Origin of the sequence: Bacillus cereus group sp. BfR-BA-01350 (assembly GCF_022663775.1) — a bacterium.
In the GTDB taxonomy this organism is placed as follows: domain Bacteria; phylum Bacillota; class Bacilli; order Bacillales; family Bacillaceae_G; genus Bacillus_A; species Bacillus_A paranthracis.
The window spans coordinates 624,147-639,621 of record NZ_JAKUGD010000001.1 but is presented as its reverse complement, the minus strand read 5'-3'; the positions used below and the strand labels follow the sequence as shown (position 1 = coordinate 639,621).

The following is a 15,475-nucleotide window of genomic DNA, read 5'->3' as shown; positions in this document are numbered from 1 at the left end:
ACTTTCCATAATTATAAAGGGTTTCATTTTCTATTACCGAAAGTATAGTGCGGTAGAACAAAAATTATATTTGGAGGTTAGAAGTATGTCTAAAATTGAAACGCCTGTTATGACGTCTTTACAAACAACAGTTGAAAAAATGATGAAGGATTTAAACGTTCCGGGAGCTGCTGTAGCTATTATAAAAGACGGTGAAGTTATTATTTCAGAAGGATTTGGCTATCGAAATCTAGAGACAAAAGAACCAGTTACACCGCGTACTTTGTTTGCAATTGGTTCCTCAACGAAAGCTTTTGGCACACTTTCATTAAGTTTGTTAGTACAGCAAAAAAGGTTTAATTGGGATACTCCTGTCCAGTCTTATATACCTAACTTCTCTTTGTCTGAACTACTTGCTAGTTCACAAGTTACAGGACGAGATTTAGCTTCTCATCGTACCGGGGTAAGTCGTCATGATGCTCTTTGGTATAGCTCTTCCTTGTCTCGAGAAGATCTTGTCGAAAAAATAAAACATTTACCACTTGATGCACCGTTTCGAACTTCCTTTCTATATAACAACTTAATGTATGCGACAATTAGTTATATTGTAGAAAACATTACGAATCAAACGTGGGAGCAATACGCTACAGAACATATTTTAGAGCCTTTAAATATGAGGCATACAAACTTCTCTGTTATAGATTCACAAACTACAAATGATTATGCTTTACCTTACATCGAAAATGACGGTGAAATAAAAGAAGTTCCATTCCGCAACATCGATACCGTTGGTGCTGCTGGTTGTATTAATTCTACAATTGAAGATATGGCCAATTGGGTCCTTCTTCACTTAAAACAAGGGAAATTTGGAGAGCATGAATTAATCTCCTCTGAATTATTACAACAAATGTATACACCGCACAATTCCATTCCAGATCAACCAGTTTTATCACTTCCTGAATCTCCATTAAATAGTTACGGTCTCGGTTGGTTTATTAGTGCTTATCGTGGGAATAAGGTGATTCATCACGGCGGTAATATTGATGGATTTTCAGCACTTGTTTCTTTCATACCAACAGAAAACATCGGCCTTGTCATTTTAACGAATGCTGGAGGCACATTACTGCCTACTTATCTCGCTAATCAAATTTATGACGAACTGCTTGAATTAGAATCCATTGATTGGCGTAAACGCGCTGTAGAAGATACTGCAAAAATGAAGGAAATGATGAAAGAAGCAACTGAATCCATTCCAGAACAAATTAAAGGGACTACACCTTCTCACAAATTAGAGGATTATACTGGTACTTTCGAACATCCTGCATACGGAACATTACAAGTATACAAGCGTGATGATTCATTATTTGTGCAATTCATGGAAATGGACATTCAATTAACACATCATCATTACGACATCTTTTCTGCAAAAGTTGATTTATTCCAAATGAAGATGAATCTATTATTTGCATATGAAATGAGTGTGAACGGTGAATTCCCTTCCCTTCAGTTACATGTACCAGCTACGCTAAGTACTCAGCCGCTTGCATTTAAGAAAATTAAATAAATTTTTAATAGAGGGATGATAACACTTCCCTCTATTTTTCATTACAATCTCCATCCAAATAAAGGATAATACGTAAAGGATACGGAATTCTATTATTTAACTAATTAAATTATCAGGGGGAAAAGCCGTGTATACAGAAATTTTCAAAGAAATTGTTTCAATTACTCATCACGATTATTCAGGTTGTATAGATAAAAAAGGATGGGACGATCCCACTACTTATTTACAGACAATCGAGAAACTAGAGAGACAAGGAGAACTAACACCAGTACAATTTACTGAAATTGTACGTGATTACTTATTAGACTTTAAAGATAATCATATGTTTTTCAAAATGATCTCTACTAATCAACCCCTTAATAGTGTTGGCTTTCAAGTAAAAAGATACGAAGACCGACTATATATTACATCTACTTCACAGGAAATAAGAGTGAAAAAGGGACAGTCTATTCTAGCATTAGATAATATGAAAGTTCCTGAGTTATTAATAAAATATAAGAAGTATTTAAATGAGAATACATATGAACGTGAAAAATGGGATTATGTTTTATTAAAATCATCAAATTGTACACTTATAGATGAAAACGGAGTAACCGAAACCATTCGTTTACAAAAGTATAAACAAAACGAATACACACCTATTTATTCATTTAAACAACATAACAAAGATACACTCTTAATTACTTTGACGGACTTCGCAAATGCTGAAGCTATCAATACATTATTAGACTCACACAAAGATGAGCTTAATGCTTTTCCGAATTTAATCATAGATGTGCGATTAAGTCATGGCGGAAGTGATGATGCATTTTTCAACCTACTTCCTTACTTATTTGAAGACAAAGAAATTTCTCTTTTCGATTCTTCAGAAACAATGCAATTAAATCATACAGAACGAAACTTTCATTTACGTATGAAAGACATGAAAATGGGAATGGAAGATTATGATTCTTTAGACGAACTTTCCAAATTATTCACTAATATGTTTATTCAAGATTTAAAAAAGAATTATAAAAAAGGATTCGTTACATTTAATACTTCTAGTTTACCAAAAGAACTTCAATCATTAAAAATACACGGACGAAAATCACCTAGTAGAGTAGTTATATTAACAGATGTTACATGTGGGAGTTCTGGCGATTCTTTTGTAGAAGTTGCAAAAAAATCATTGAAAGTAAAAGTAATAGGTCGTCCTACTGCTGGTGTAAATGATTATTCTAATTTAGCAGTAATGGAATGGGCTGATACATTCGCACTTTACTATCCTACTTCAAGGCTTTCAATTATAGATAAAGGTGAAGGAATGTCCGGAATTGGTATTCAACCACATATACATATCCCGTGGACTCCAGAACATATACAAGAAGATGTGGATTTAAAATTAGCATTGCAACTACTTCAAAACGAAGAATGGTAAAAAAATAAAGGTAGATGTGAATCACACCTACCTTTTTTATTTCATCTTAATCTTTTCTGGTTGAAACCAAGTTGGCTTTAATAACTCAAAGTTTTTATGATCCTCTAATACGATAGTAAGACGTTCTAACGTATCATCTAACATATGTGGTGCTGCTCGTAATGACCAGACAACTGACGAGAAAACTGTCATGCCAACGTACACCGCATATAATTTCCAAAACTCCTCTGGTATTCTCCCGTTAAAGTATCCTTCTATTTGTCCGATTGAATATGGAATACTAATGTCCCTTGCAAATAGTGCAATTTTCACGAAATCATGAAGCGGATCACCCCAGTCGTAGCCATTAAAATCAACAACACCTACATATTTCCCATCACGTACAATTATATTTTCTAAATGAAAATCATCGTGTTGAAATCGATTTGGGCGATTCTTTAAGTGTATTTCATTTTCATCTATAAACTTAATGATTTTATCATCATTTTTTACTTTTATTCCACATGTTTTATATGCCTCTACATATTTTCGATGTTTTTTCATTGCTCTTTCATACCATGGAAGTAAATCATTAGGAGCTTCATATGTATGCATTTTTGCTAAATCTTTTCCTGCCTCTATACCAATTTCATATTGTTCTTTTGGTGAATACGTAGGCAATAGCTTCTTTGCATCTTCCCCTTCTAAATATGAAAAAATACTATAGCATACACCTTCTTCTTCCAATATACCTATTTCAATCGGCGTTTGTGCCTGTACGTTACGTTTTGCCATTTCATTTAAAATTTGAAACTCTATTTTCCTTCTTTCATACTCTTGTATATCGCCAATCCGTAACAAATATTTTTCATCATCAATTGTCGTAACTATATATTTTTTATCAGGTGAAAACCCTTTAGAAATTTCTTCAATATTAACTGCATCTTTTACTATTTGTATATTGTTTTGCCATGCTGTAATTGTTTTCATGTATATTCCCCCTTACATTTCTATATTTGGTGTGTAAGCTACTTCTATAATAAACCCATTTGGATCATAAAAATCAATCGTATAATACCCTTCCGAATAATGATTCATTTCAATCGGACCACGTATTACGTTAACTTCCGTACTAGAAAGAAAATTTGCTACCTCATCAACAACTTCTCTTTTAATAGCTTGGTAACAAATATGTCTTGGTCCTAAAGTCCTTACGATTTCTTCATCTACTTCTTTAAAATATATTTCACTTTCTCCTGTGCTATATGCTACTTCATTTAACTTTCTCCAGCCAATTATTGAAAACAGCTTATCATAAAAAGAAATAGATTCCTTTAAATCTGCTACCCAAAATTCCATATGATGAATGCCCGCTCGAAGTGTATTCATATTAAGAATACGCCCCTTGTACTACTTGTACAATTTCCATCGGCTTATGAACCATATAATCTGGTGCATCTTTTTTCACTGTTTCAATGACATCATATCCCCAAGATACCCAAATTACGTTCACCCCAGCCTTTTTACATGCTGCTACGTCTCGCTGTTCATCACCAACATATAACATATCTTTCTCTGTTATTTTTTTCGATTTTAAAAACCTTTTTATCATTTTATCTTTACCAAACAAATTTTTAGAACAATACACTTCTTGTATATTTTCTATACCATTATTGTGTAAGAATGCCCGAATGTGCTCTTCTGAGTTCGAAGATATGACTGCAATTCCGTACCCCTTTTTATGTAGTTCATCTAATACTTCCTTCATCCCATGGAACAAAATAAGATCTTTTATGGCAGGTTGATACAATTTATAAAACTCTAGTGCTAATATTGGTAGTTTATACAGCGGTACATCAAGTTGTTTACATCTTTCTGGCATCGTTAACTTGCGTAAATACTCAATTTCTTCTTCCCTTACCGTTTTATATCCGTGCTTTTCAGCAAGTTGATTATAAATTGGTACAAATATATTTTGTGAATCTACTAATGTGCCATCAAAGTCAAAAACAATATATTTTTGCATTCCCATGCTCCCTTTGCCTCTTTTTCTAAACCTATCTTATTCAACACCGTAGTTGTCTTACCCTTCTATACACATAAAAAAGAACAAGATTTTCTCTTGTTCTTTTTAAGAAAGCCACTTTGGCGGTACATTCGTATTCCAATAAATATTCCCTAACTCATGGTGTCCAGAGTATCCATCATCAAAACGGTGGTAGTGGAAATTAAAATAGTAACCATCTTGCGGTGGATGATCTCTTCTTACGTGGAAACGCAATAAGTCATTTCCTGTTTTCGTATCGTAAACGTGAAAAATCTTTTCATTATTTCCACCCGCTGGTTTTTGAGAAATCGCTAATGATTGTAGCGATTCTTCTGGCACATCATTTGCTAGTTCAGCAATTGCCTCTTCAATTTTTGGTAATATTACATCTTTAAATTCATCTTCAATTACCGGACCAATTTTAGTCCCAAATTTTTGCATCGACTGCTTCTCTGCTTCTTGCATTGCATACGTAATAAAAGTATCGGTGGTTAACCTGTCATTCGTTTCTTCATATGTATAGGACGTACTCTCCAAATTTTGTTGCCCAGCTGTGCTTGTAGGCTTGTCCGCAGCTTTGGCATTATCAAGCAATATGGAAGGAGGCGTCACTAGACCAAATGTAAATACGGTAATTAATGCGACTAAGGTTTTTCTAAACCAATTTGGCATGTATGTTTCCTCCCCTTTCACTCATTATATTTTATATAACGGTTGTTTCCTCTATTATACAAAATGATTGTAATTTTTGCACTTTACAATTTTGTTAACGTTCACATATTTTTCACTTGAATATGAAATTGTAAGATTTCATACAATAAAAATACAACAATAATGAGGAGGAGATTCGATGACTTTAGATGTCATGTATTCCGCCGCAAGCATAATCGTTTTAGTATATTTTATTTATCAATGTGTTACAGATTAGAAAAAAGAGCCATTTTTCGGCTCTTTTTTCTATGGTAAGAATACTATCCAACCAATCCATACTATAAAAATAATCCCGGCAATTACAGCTGGTAATAAATAAAAATGAGAAAGTATAACTATTCCATACAAAAGTATTACTGGAAACAATAAATAGCGATCTGCCTTCCATCTTAACAATAGTAATTTTCCTTCATCACAATATAAATGAAGAAACATTTTTTTCGTAAATTCGTTCCAATAGTCGCGCGCATAACGGGAAATTGCAAATAAAGCAAATGCAAGAATGATAGCGGCAATCCACTTCGGACTCATAATAATACTGACAGTGCTTATACATACAATTTGAATAGAAAATATTCGTGCACTACTTGTACGGAAAAATTCTTTCAAAAAGGATTCAACAATACGATCATCGGTTTTCTTCCATAAAAACTTTTTAGAACGCGGAAACATCCACGGCTTTTTATTCGAACTACTCGGTTTAGCCGCATGACCACCAACTTGCATAATCCCGCTCGTCCAGCGCATACTTTCTTCTTTTTCTTTCTCAATTTCTTTAAAAAAGAAATTTTTATAATTCAATTTTTCTTTTATCAATACGGTAATGAGAAAAACTGCTAGTCCGATACATAGTATAGAATAAAATGGATTTTTATAAATAAAAAATAGACTCACTCCAAAAAAGGATAGACTTATAGAAAATATTACATTTTTGATAACCCATAGTAACCATCGTTTTCCCACACGTACATGAATACATCTCGTTAATAACGACAACATAAATCGAAATACAGTAAAGAATAGCCAAAATAATACGACTTGTACCTTCGTCACTCCAATACTTTTCAGCAAAACTGGTAACATAACAACTACTACCACTACATTCGTTATTGCTATTCGAATAAACGTATATGTCATGCCATACTGGATTAATTTTTGCATGTGAGCAGGATACGAAATTAAAAATAAACTATCCGCTTGCTCAAAAAATGAGCGAATTCCTCTTCCATATGTAATCACATAAAATGCGAGTAGACCTAATCCGAAATAAACAGTCTCTCCCATCGATAATTCTTCCGTCCATAGTGAACGATAATAAATCCCCATAAATATAAATGCTGGAATAATAATATATAGCGCAACTGTCCAATCCGTTATAGAACGTATGGACTTCCATTTGCGGCCCAGTTCATGGCGCAATCTTTTATAAAATTGTTGTTTAATCATGTTGTTCACGCCTTACAATTACATCAAAACAGTCTAATAATGAACTCCCTGGCATTTCTGCTAACGTTTGAAATGCCTCTAAATGGCCATCTGCGACTAATGTACCTTGTGAGATGAGTAAAAATCTTTCGCAAATTCTTTCAGCTGTATCTAATACGTGCGTACAAAGTAAAATTCCTGCCCCGCGTTCTTTTTCTTTATATAAATAACTTAAAAACTCTTTCGTAGCTACCGGATCTAAACCGATAAAAGGTTCGTCAATGATATAAAAATCTGGTTCAGTTAAGAACGCCAAAATGAGCATCGATTTTTGTTTCATCCCTTTTGAAAACTTTGATAAATACTCATGTTTATGCCTATCCATTCGAAACATATGTAATAACTCTTCCGCTTTCCGTTCCCAGCTTCCGGCTTCGTTCTCGCGAGCAGCCATTAATAATTCAATATGTTCCCAGAGCGTCAAATAATCATAATAAGTTGGATGTTCGGGCACGTATGCATACGGATTTTTCTTTTCACCAAATGATATTTCACCATTCACATTTACAAGTAACCCGAGCATCGTTTTAATCGTCGTACTTTTCCCGGCACCATTTGCGCCAATAAGAGCAACTAATTCGCCTTGCTCAATCGAAAAGGCAATATCATGAATTGTTTTTTCACCTATTTCATATCCAGCAGAACGGATATTTACTTCTAACATACATTCCCCTTCTTTCCATTTCCAATACAAACTAGGAAAAGAATAACATATAACTATCTATATATCATTATAAAATATTTATTTTCATAGCAGGAATACATATTTTTTAGCAGAATATTTAATGTTTGATTACATTTTATTGGAGTGGATAATATGTCTTTTCAAATTCGTGAAGCTACGATAGACGATATAGATGCACTTTGCTCTTTAACAACAGAACTAAAAGGTTCCTCTATTTCATATGAAGATATGAACAATCGATTACAATTCGTACAAATGAGTCCTTTTGATTTTCTATATGTTTATGAAGAAGAGGACACTATATTTGGATTACTTGGGTTTCGTATACGTGAAAATTTAGAAGATGTAACTCGGTACGGGGAAATTTCAATTATTAGCGTTGATTCTACAATACGACGGAAAGGCATTGGGCAAATATTAATGGATTACGCAGAGCAATTAGCAAAGAAGCATAATTGCATTGGCACATGGCTAGTTAGTGGAACAAAAAGAGTAGAAGCTCATCCTTTTTACAAAAAATTAGGATATGAAGTGAATGGATATCGATTTGTAAAACATTTTTAAACTACTTGTTAATTGAAAGGACTATAACTATGACAAACATTCAAGCAATTTTCATTGATCGTGACGGTACAATTGGTGGCGATACTACCATACATTACCCAGGATCCTTTACATTATTTCCTTTTACAAAAGCATCACTGCAAAAATTAAAAGCTAATCATATAAAAATTTTCTCTTTTACAAATCAACCAGGTATCGCGGATGGGATAGCGACCATAGCCGATTTCTCACAAGAATTAAAAGGCTTCGGTTTTGATGATATTTACGTATGTCCTCATAAACACGGTGATGGTTGCGAATGTCGTAAACCAAATACAGGCATGCTGCTACAAGCAGCCAAAAAACACGGGCTTGATTTAACACAATGTGCTGTAATTGGTGATCGCTGGACTGATATCGTTGCAGGAGCAAAAGTGAATGCGACAACGATTTTAGTACGAACAGGCGCTGGATACGACGCTTTACATACGTACCGAGACAAGTGGGCACATATTGAACCAAACTACATTGCAGAAAACCTTGAAGATGCGACAAATTGGCTTTTAAGTCAACTATAATGCAAATGAAAAGAGACGCCTTCAAAATGAAAGCGCCTCTTTTCATTTAATATTATTTAAAACGTTAATTCATAATGGAAATAACGATTATCTCTCAAATATCCATTTTCAGCGTATAATCGCTGTGCTGATAAATTATCAATCTCTGTTTGTAATTTTACACCTTTTGCACCATTTTCTAAGGCGAATCCTTTCGCAGCTTCTAATAATTTTTTCCCTGTTCCTGCCCCGCGCTTAGCAGCTTGTACAAATAAATCATTTAAAATCCATAATTCTTTCATCGAAATAGAAGAAAATGATGGATATAATTGTGTAAATCCAATATATTCACCATCTTCAACTGCTACGAAGATAACAGATTCTTTTCTCTCCATTCGATTTCGTAAAAATACTTTTGCTCCTTCTAGATCGGAATCTTGTCTATAAAACATACGATAGTTATTAAAAACTGATGCTAGTCCATCTAAATCTGCAATTGTTGCCTCATATATTCTCATTTTACTCCATTCCCCTTCCAATACTGTTTCATTATATCCGTTGCCCATTTAGGCTGTACAATTTCTTCTTTCGGCATAAACTCTTTCATTATTGGCTTTATATCCAATACAGGGGTGCCATCAATAGCATCTAACCCCTCAACAATAATTGATTTACCTTCTCTTTTGATTACCTTTACAATGGTTGCTCCTATACGATTCGGACGATTTTTTCCACGCTGTGCAAAAATACCTACTTTAGGATAATCATGATTATTTCTAGGATATCTAGCAAAATATTGAATTTGTTCATCAGTTACTTTATGAAAATAAAAAACAACTTCAATATGAGAAAAATCTTCAATCCCTTGTATACTTTCTTCTGTATACATTTCAGTTAAAGTAATATAGGATTTTACTTCTCCCCACTCATCATCTTTTATTTCCTTTCTTTCATTATGTACAAATGCGATTGGTTGAACTGAAAACACACGCATTCCCCCTTACATGTAACCACTTACATTATAAAATATTTTCTGAATGTTTTCCACATATACAAATTAGGTTACATAATATAATTATAATCTATTTTATAAGGCGAAATGAACTGCTTCAACTGCATGTATATAAGTTGTATCGAATATTGGAACTGATACGTCTTCCTGTTTAACTAATAATCCTATTTCTGTACAACCTAATATGATTCCTTGTGCCCCTTCTTGTACTAACTCTTCTATAACTCTCTTATAATACTCTCTAGATTGTGATACTATTTTTCCTAAACACAATTCCGTATATATTACTTCATTTATCTTATCCCTATCCGTTTTCGATGGAACTGTTACTTTTATATGATTTTCTTCAATACGTGACTTATAGAAATCTTGCTCCATTGTATATTTTGTTCCAAGTAAACCAACAGTTTGAATACCTTTTCTTTTCATTTCTTTCGCAGTTGCATCTGCGATATGTAAGACTGGAATATGAATATTCTCCTTTATTTTCTCAACTACTTTATGCATAGTATTTGTACAAATAATTATAAAATCTGCCCCTGCACTCTGTAACGAATATGCTGCATTCCCTAATACCTCTCCTGCTCCATTCCAATCTCCGTTAGATTGGAACCGTTCAATCTCTTCAAAGTCCACACTATTGATTATACATTTTGCTGAATGTAACCCTCCTAATCTCTTTTTTATTTCTTCATTTATGATTCGATAATATTCAGTAGTTGATTCCCAACTCATACCACCAATTAATCCTATTGTTTTCATAACTACTACACCCACCTCACACTATTTTTATAACCTGATTCAAACATTTTATTATATATATTATACATAATAAAACAAGACTTTACGTTGAAAATATAAAGTCTTGTTTTAACTATTTCCAAGGAAATTTTATAAGAATATTCTGAAATTAAACACCTAATGTTTTTATAGAATCTTCATATCGATAATGAAAACATTCTCGATACAACTGTTTAATTTCATCATATGATGGCACACGTGGGTTATTTGCTGGACTTCCACTTTCAATTGCATCAGATGCCATTTTAGAAATAGCTTTTTCAAATTCAACTTCACCAATTCCGTATTCTTTTAAATTTGGAATACGAAGATCAAAGCAAAGTTTTTTTATTTCCCTGAGCGTGTAATCGGCTACTTCTTCATCACAATAAGAATACATATCTTTATTTAAACAACGTCCAATTTCCGCTAATCTTTTTACCGCACTACCTTTTGTATATTCTAAAACTGTAGGTAATAGTATTGCATTTGATATACCGTGTGGTACATGAAATAATGCCCCAACTGGCCTCGACATTCCATGAACTAACGTAACAGATGCGTTTGAAAATGCAATTCCAGCTTGTAAGGAAGCAATCATCATCGCTTCTCTTGCCTCCATATTCTCTCCATCTTCATATGCAATACGTAAATATTTCATAATACTTTCAATAGCGGAAAGAGCGAGTACATCTGTAAGTGATTGTGAAACTTTAGAAATATATGCTTCGACTGCATGACATAATGCATCTATCCCTGTTGCTGCTGTAATATGAGGTGGTACAGAACGTGTTAAAATCGGATCAATAATCGCTACTTGCGGGGTAAAACTCGGATGTTTCATCATCATTTTTACATCTGTTCGTTTATTCGTAATTACTGCTACACTTGTTACTTCTGACCCAGTACCCGAAGTTGTTGGAATTGCAATGAGCGGTAGCGGATCATTGTCTATTTCCATATCCTTTTGGACATAATCTTCTACTTCTCCGCCATTTGTATATAACACCGCAACTGCTTTTGCTGCATCAATACAACTTCCACCACCAAGACCGATAATAAAATCACACTTTTCCTCTTTACAAATAGTTAACGCCTCTAACACGTGTATATTTGTAGGCTCAGCATTTACTTTATTATATGTAATAACGGTAATACCTTTTGTATTTAATTGTTGTATACAACTCTCAACATATCCCAAATTCTCCATAATTGTATCAGTTACTATAAAAGCTCTTTTTCCAAACTTCTTGGATTGTTCCCCCAGTTTTTCAAGCGAATTTCTTCCATATAATACGGACTTCGGCATACGAAATTCAGCAACTTCTTGCAAGTACTCCACCTCTTCTTTCCCTAATTAATATTTTCGTCTATAAAATATCTATTTAATAAATTCCTGTTAAAGTATAGAACGCGATAACTAAAAATACAGCAAGCGTTTTCAAAACTGTAATAGCAAATATATCTTTATAAGATTGTTTATGTGTTAACCCAGTTACTGTAAGAATAGTAATGATAGCTCCGTTATGTGGTAATGTATCCATTCCTCCTGATGCCATTGATACGATACGATGCATTACTTCTAACGGAATATCGAATTGATTAGCTGCTGCAATAAATTTATCACCCATTGCACTTAAAACGATTCCCATTCCTCCTGATGCAGAACCTGTAATGCCAGCTAAAATATTCGTCGTGACTGCTCCGTTCACTAGCGGATTTGTAAACGTGGCAGAAATGCCATCTCTCATAATCGCAAAACCTGGAAGTGCTGCGATAACACCACCGAAACCAAACTCAGCTCCTGTATTCATTGTCGCAAGTAACGCTCCGCCAATACTTGTATTCAATCCAGCTTGAAACCCTGTTACTACTCGTTTCCAATATAATAATAACGTTGTTACAATACCTATGATAAGTGCCAATTCTACCGACCAAATTCCAACTACTGCACTTAATTCTACTTTTCCAAATGCTTTCATACCAATTGTAGAAAAATCAAAACCATTCGGATACCACTTCGGTATCATGATAGTAAAAACTTTATTCATTACACCTACTAAAACAAGTGGTATAAAAGCAATTACTTGCTGTGCTCTTGTAATTTCAATATTTTTAACCAACGGCATATCTTTTTGTTCTGCTTGTAAAGAAGCTGCCATTTCAGTATTCCCATCGTTAAAACCAAAATATCCTTCTCCAGCTGCTTTCGCCTTCTTACGTCTACTCTCTAAATATAGTAACCCTAACGTAAGTACAAAAATTGCCCCTACAATACCAAGTATCGGCGCAGCATAAATGTCTGTTTTAAAAAACGTCGTAGGTATTACGTTTTGAATTTGTGGTGATCCAGGTAGCGCATCCATCGTAAACGTAACCGCTCCAAGAACGATTGTTCCAGGGATTAAACGTTTTGGAATATTCGCTTGTCGAAACAACTTAGCTGCGAACGGATATACAGCAAACACTACTACATACACACTAACACCACTATACGTTAAGATAGCACCCATTAATACAATCGCTAATATTGTACGTTTTTCACCAACTAACTCTATAATTGTCTTTGCAATTGAGTCCGCAATCCCTGACATTTCTACTACTTTCCCAAATATTGCCCCGAGTAAAAATACAGGAAAATATAGTTTAATAAAACCTACCATTTTCTCCATAAAAATATTCGAAAAGAAAGGTAATACAAAACTAGGCTCTGTCAAAAACACTGCAAATAAAGCAAAAATCGGTGCAAATAAAATAACAGAAAAGCCTCTATAAGCTACAAACATAAGTAAACTAAGTGCTAATAATATAATAACTAGCTCCAATTATACCCCTCCTTTAACAGAAGATTCAAACTTTTATTGATAAACTTCTACTACTAATCTTTTGATTCTGACATCCCTCCTCTTATTCATACAAATTTTTCATGCTAAAAATGTCTAATTATAAGTATTCGATTACATATGAAAAATCCCTTTAAACAAAAAACGATTTCATCATCATACGTTATAAAGGGATTATTAGTCTCTATATTTACTTCTTTATCAAACTATTTTCTAAACAAAAATGATGTAGTTCTTTTACATCATTTACGATATGAGTCGCACCAACTTCAGTCAATTCCATTTCACTACCATAGCCATATAAAACGCCGATCGATGCAATTTCATTATGATTCGCGCCGATTATATCGTGCTTTCTATCTCCAATCATAACAATTTCTTCTTTATTAAGTTCTTCATTTGTTTCTAAAATATGAGCAATGATTTCTTCTTTTTTTATTCTTGTACCATCTAAATTACTTCCAATGATACCTTCGAAATAATTTGTTAGTTGAAAATGCTCTACAACTTGTTCAGCAAATATAGTAGGCTTTGAAGTTGCTATAAATAAACGATTTCCAGTATCTTTTAATTGTTTTAAAAGATTTGGAATACCCTCGTAAACATTATTCTCCAACAATCCACGTTGCTTTAAATATTCTCTGAAATAAAAAACAGCTCGTTCAACTTCTCCTTCATTCATATTATATCTCTCTACAAATGATTGCTGGATGGGTGGACCAATAAATGAATCTAACTCGCTTATATGTAATTCTTCAATGCCAACCTTTTTTAATGCATACAATACTGAATTGACAATCCCTTCTTTCGGATCCGTCAATGTTCCATCTAAATCAAATAAATATGTTGTGTACACGTTTCAATCCCCCACTCATTTTACTTTATAAGTAACCTATAACAGATCTCCCCTCTTTCCCTTCTATTATAATACTATCATTATCTTTTTTTCTGAAAAATTACTTTTCCTATGTCACATACTTTCAGTTACAAAAAAAGATACATATGGTAAAGTGAAAAAGTTACAATCATTTTAATAGAAACTGGTGAAACAAATGTCAATTACGTTAATTTTTATAATGGCTTTCACAATTATTATCCATGCGGTTGAAACTAGCTCTTATAGTATTCGATTAGCTGGTGTACGTTTAAAAAAGATTGCCGTTGCCTTATCCGTCGTAGGAATGGTACTGCTTATTTCTAGAACATCTAACTTACTACAAGCCTTTTTAATCGGTGGTATTGTCGATGAAGCAAAACTAGATTCTTCTATTGATTTAGAGCATATTATACGTCTCGTTCTATTATCTGCTTCTATCGGTACATTACTTGCGATTATACTGTATCCAACTTTGACAAAACTATTTGGATACGTCATTCAAAATTTTGAAACAGATGGTTCATTCATTCGAATGATGAAGACGAATAACATTCAAAAGTTAAAGTACACAAAAAAATATGTACGCTTTCCAAAGTTAGAAATGATTCATAGACTACGCATTGGTGGTATTCCAAAACGTATTATGCTTATTAATATGTTTGCTACTGCTATTTATACAGCAGGTGTTCTTTCTGCCCTTTACGCTTCATTTCTAAATCCAGATTATGCAACAAACGCAAGTACAGCTTCTGGTCTTGTAAATGGTTTTGCTACAATTTTATTAACCGTACTACTCGATCCACGCATCGCTCTTTTAACAGAACGTGCTTTACAATCAGAGAATGGTGCTGAGTCTATGAGTAAAATGTACGGTTGGCTAATGATTTCTAGACTTTTCGGTACATTATTAGCACAACTACTATTTGTACCAGGTGCTTACTGGATTTTATGGATTATTGAACTAATACATTAATTTACTAGAAAGGTGAATATATC

17 protein-coding genes are annotated in these 15,475 nt (G+C 33.6%); 5 read left to right on the top strand and 12 right to left on the bottom strand.

From position 1 onward, the window contains the following. Nucleotides 1-85 precede the first annotated feature (85 nt). Nucleotides 86-1,543, top strand: coding sequence for a serine hydrolase (locus MR147_RS03230; protein WP_242303648.1), 1,458 nt, complete (start codon nt 86-88; stop codon nt 1,541-1,543). Nucleotides 1,544-1,670: 127 nt separating this feature from the next. Next, the gene (locus tag MR147_RS03225; protein WP_242303647.1) at nt 1,671-2,960 is read left to right on the top strand and encodes a S41 family peptidase; all 1,290 of its coding nucleotides are present in this window, start codon (nt 1,671-1,673) and stop codon (nt 2,958-2,960) included. A gap of 36 nt (nt 2,961-2,996) precedes the next feature. Here the strand turns inward: MR147_RS03225 and MR147_RS03220 are convergent, their stop codons facing one another. The 6 genes from MR147_RS03220 to MR147_RS03195 form a co-directional block, all read right to left on the bottom strand. After that, the gene (locus MR147_RS03220; protein ID WP_242303646.1) at nt 2,997-3,929 is read right to left on the bottom strand and encodes an aminoglycoside phosphotransferase family protein; all 933 of its coding nucleotides are present in this window, start codon (nt 3,927-3,929) and stop codon (nt 2,997-2,999) included. 12 nt (nt 3,930-3,941) lie between these two features. Continuing rightward, nucleotides 3,942-4,328, bottom strand: a complete 387-nt coding sequence (locus tag MR147_RS03215) for a VOC family protein (protein ID WP_074607815.1) — start codon at nt 4,326-4,328, stop codon at nt 3,942-3,944. 1 nt (nt 4,329) lies between these two features. Beyond that, nucleotides 4,330-4,965 carry an HAD family hydrolase gene (locus MR147_RS03210; RefSeq protein ID WP_029438115.1) on the bottom strand — a complete coding sequence of 212 codons (636 nt, stop codon included), beginning with the start codon at nt 4,963-4,965 and terminating at the stop codon, nt 4,330-4,332. A 105-nt stretch (nt 4,966-5,070) separates the two neighbouring features. Beyond that, entirely contained in the window at nt 5,071-5,658 is a 588-nt protein-coding gene (locus MR147_RS03205) for a YpjP family protein (protein WP_001134414.1), read from the bottom strand. A 285-nt stretch (nt 5,659-5,943) separates the two neighbouring features. After that, complete coding sequence (locus MR147_RS03200; protein WP_242303645.1) at nt 5,944-7,143, bottom strand: ABC transporter permease; 1,200 nt, start codon at nt 7,141-7,143, stop codon at nt 5,944-5,946. Further along, nucleotides 7,136-7,846 (bottom strand): ABC transporter ATP-binding protein, encoded by a 711-nt coding sequence (locus tag MR147_RS03195; protein ID WP_242303644.1) that lies wholly within the window; start codon nt 7,844-7,846, stop codon nt 7,136-7,138. The genes MR147_RS03200 and MR147_RS03195 overlap by 8 nt, the downstream gene beginning before the upstream one ends. Nucleotides 7,847-7,999: 153 nt before the next feature. On the opposite strand from MR147_RS03195, the gene MR147_RS03190 reads away from it, so the two are divergent. Together MR147_RS03190 and MR147_RS03185 are read left to right on the top strand one after the other, a co-directional pair. Beyond that, nucleotides 8,000-8,431, top strand: coding sequence for a GNAT family N-acetyltransferase (locus MR147_RS03190; RefSeq protein ID WP_242303643.1), 432 nt, complete (start codon nt 8,000-8,002; stop codon nt 8,429-8,431). Nucleotides 8,432-8,460: 29 nt separating this feature from the next. Continuing rightward, nucleotides 8,461-8,988, top strand: a complete 528-nt coding sequence (locus tag MR147_RS03185; RefSeq protein ID WP_074607820.1) for an HAD-IIIA family hydrolase — start codon at nt 8,461-8,463, stop codon at nt 8,986-8,988. Between the two features lie 56 nt (nt 8,989-9,044). On the opposite strand, the gene MR147_RS03180 is transcribed toward MR147_RS03185, so the two are convergent. The 6 genes from MR147_RS03180 to MR147_RS03155 form a co-directional block, all read right to left on the bottom strand. Continuing rightward, a complete protein-coding gene (locus MR147_RS03180) occupies nt 9,045-9,485 on the bottom strand; it encodes a GNAT family N-acetyltransferase (RefSeq protein ID WP_001223874.1) in 441 nt (146 codons plus the stop codon). After that, nucleotides 9,482-9,955, bottom strand: coding sequence for an SAM-dependent methyltransferase (locus MR147_RS03175; RefSeq protein ID WP_074607821.1), 474 nt, complete (start codon nt 9,953-9,955; stop codon nt 9,482-9,484). Before MR147_RS03175 ends, MR147_RS03180 begins: the two co-directional genes overlap by 4 nt. Before the next feature lie 99 nt (nt 9,956-10,054). Continuing rightward, the gene (locus MR147_RS03170; protein WP_242303642.1) at nt 10,055-10,741 is read right to left on the bottom strand and encodes an aspartate/glutamate racemase family protein; all 687 of its coding nucleotides are present in this window, start codon (nt 10,739-10,741) and stop codon (nt 10,055-10,057) included. A 148-nt stretch (nt 10,742-10,889) separates the two neighbouring features. Next, complete coding sequence (gene eutG / locus MR147_RS03165) at nt 10,890-12,092, bottom strand: alcohol dehydrogenase EutG (protein ID WP_242303668.1); 1,203 nt, start codon at nt 12,090-12,092, stop codon at nt 10,890-10,892. 52 nt (nt 12,093-12,144) lie between these two features. Further along, nucleotides 12,145-13,584 (bottom strand): GntP family permease, encoded by a 1,440-nt coding sequence (locus tag MR147_RS03160; protein ID WP_242303641.1) that lies wholly within the window; start codon nt 13,582-13,584, stop codon nt 12,145-12,147. 208 nt (nt 13,585-13,792) lie between these two features. Continuing rightward, the gene (locus MR147_RS03155) at nt 13,793-14,458 is read right to left on the bottom strand and encodes an HAD family hydrolase (protein ID WP_242303640.1); all 666 of its coding nucleotides are present in this window, start codon (nt 14,456-14,458) and stop codon (nt 13,793-13,795) included. A 196-nt stretch (nt 14,459-14,654) separates the two neighbouring features. Here MR147_RS03155 and MR147_RS03150 point away from each other — a divergent pair, with 196 nt between their 5' ends. Continuing rightward, complete coding sequence (locus MR147_RS03150; protein WP_000028910.1) at nt 14,655-15,452, top strand: lipid II flippase Amj family protein; 798 nt, start codon at nt 14,655-14,657, stop codon at nt 15,450-15,452. Nucleotides 15,453-15,475: the final 23 nt, after the last annotated feature.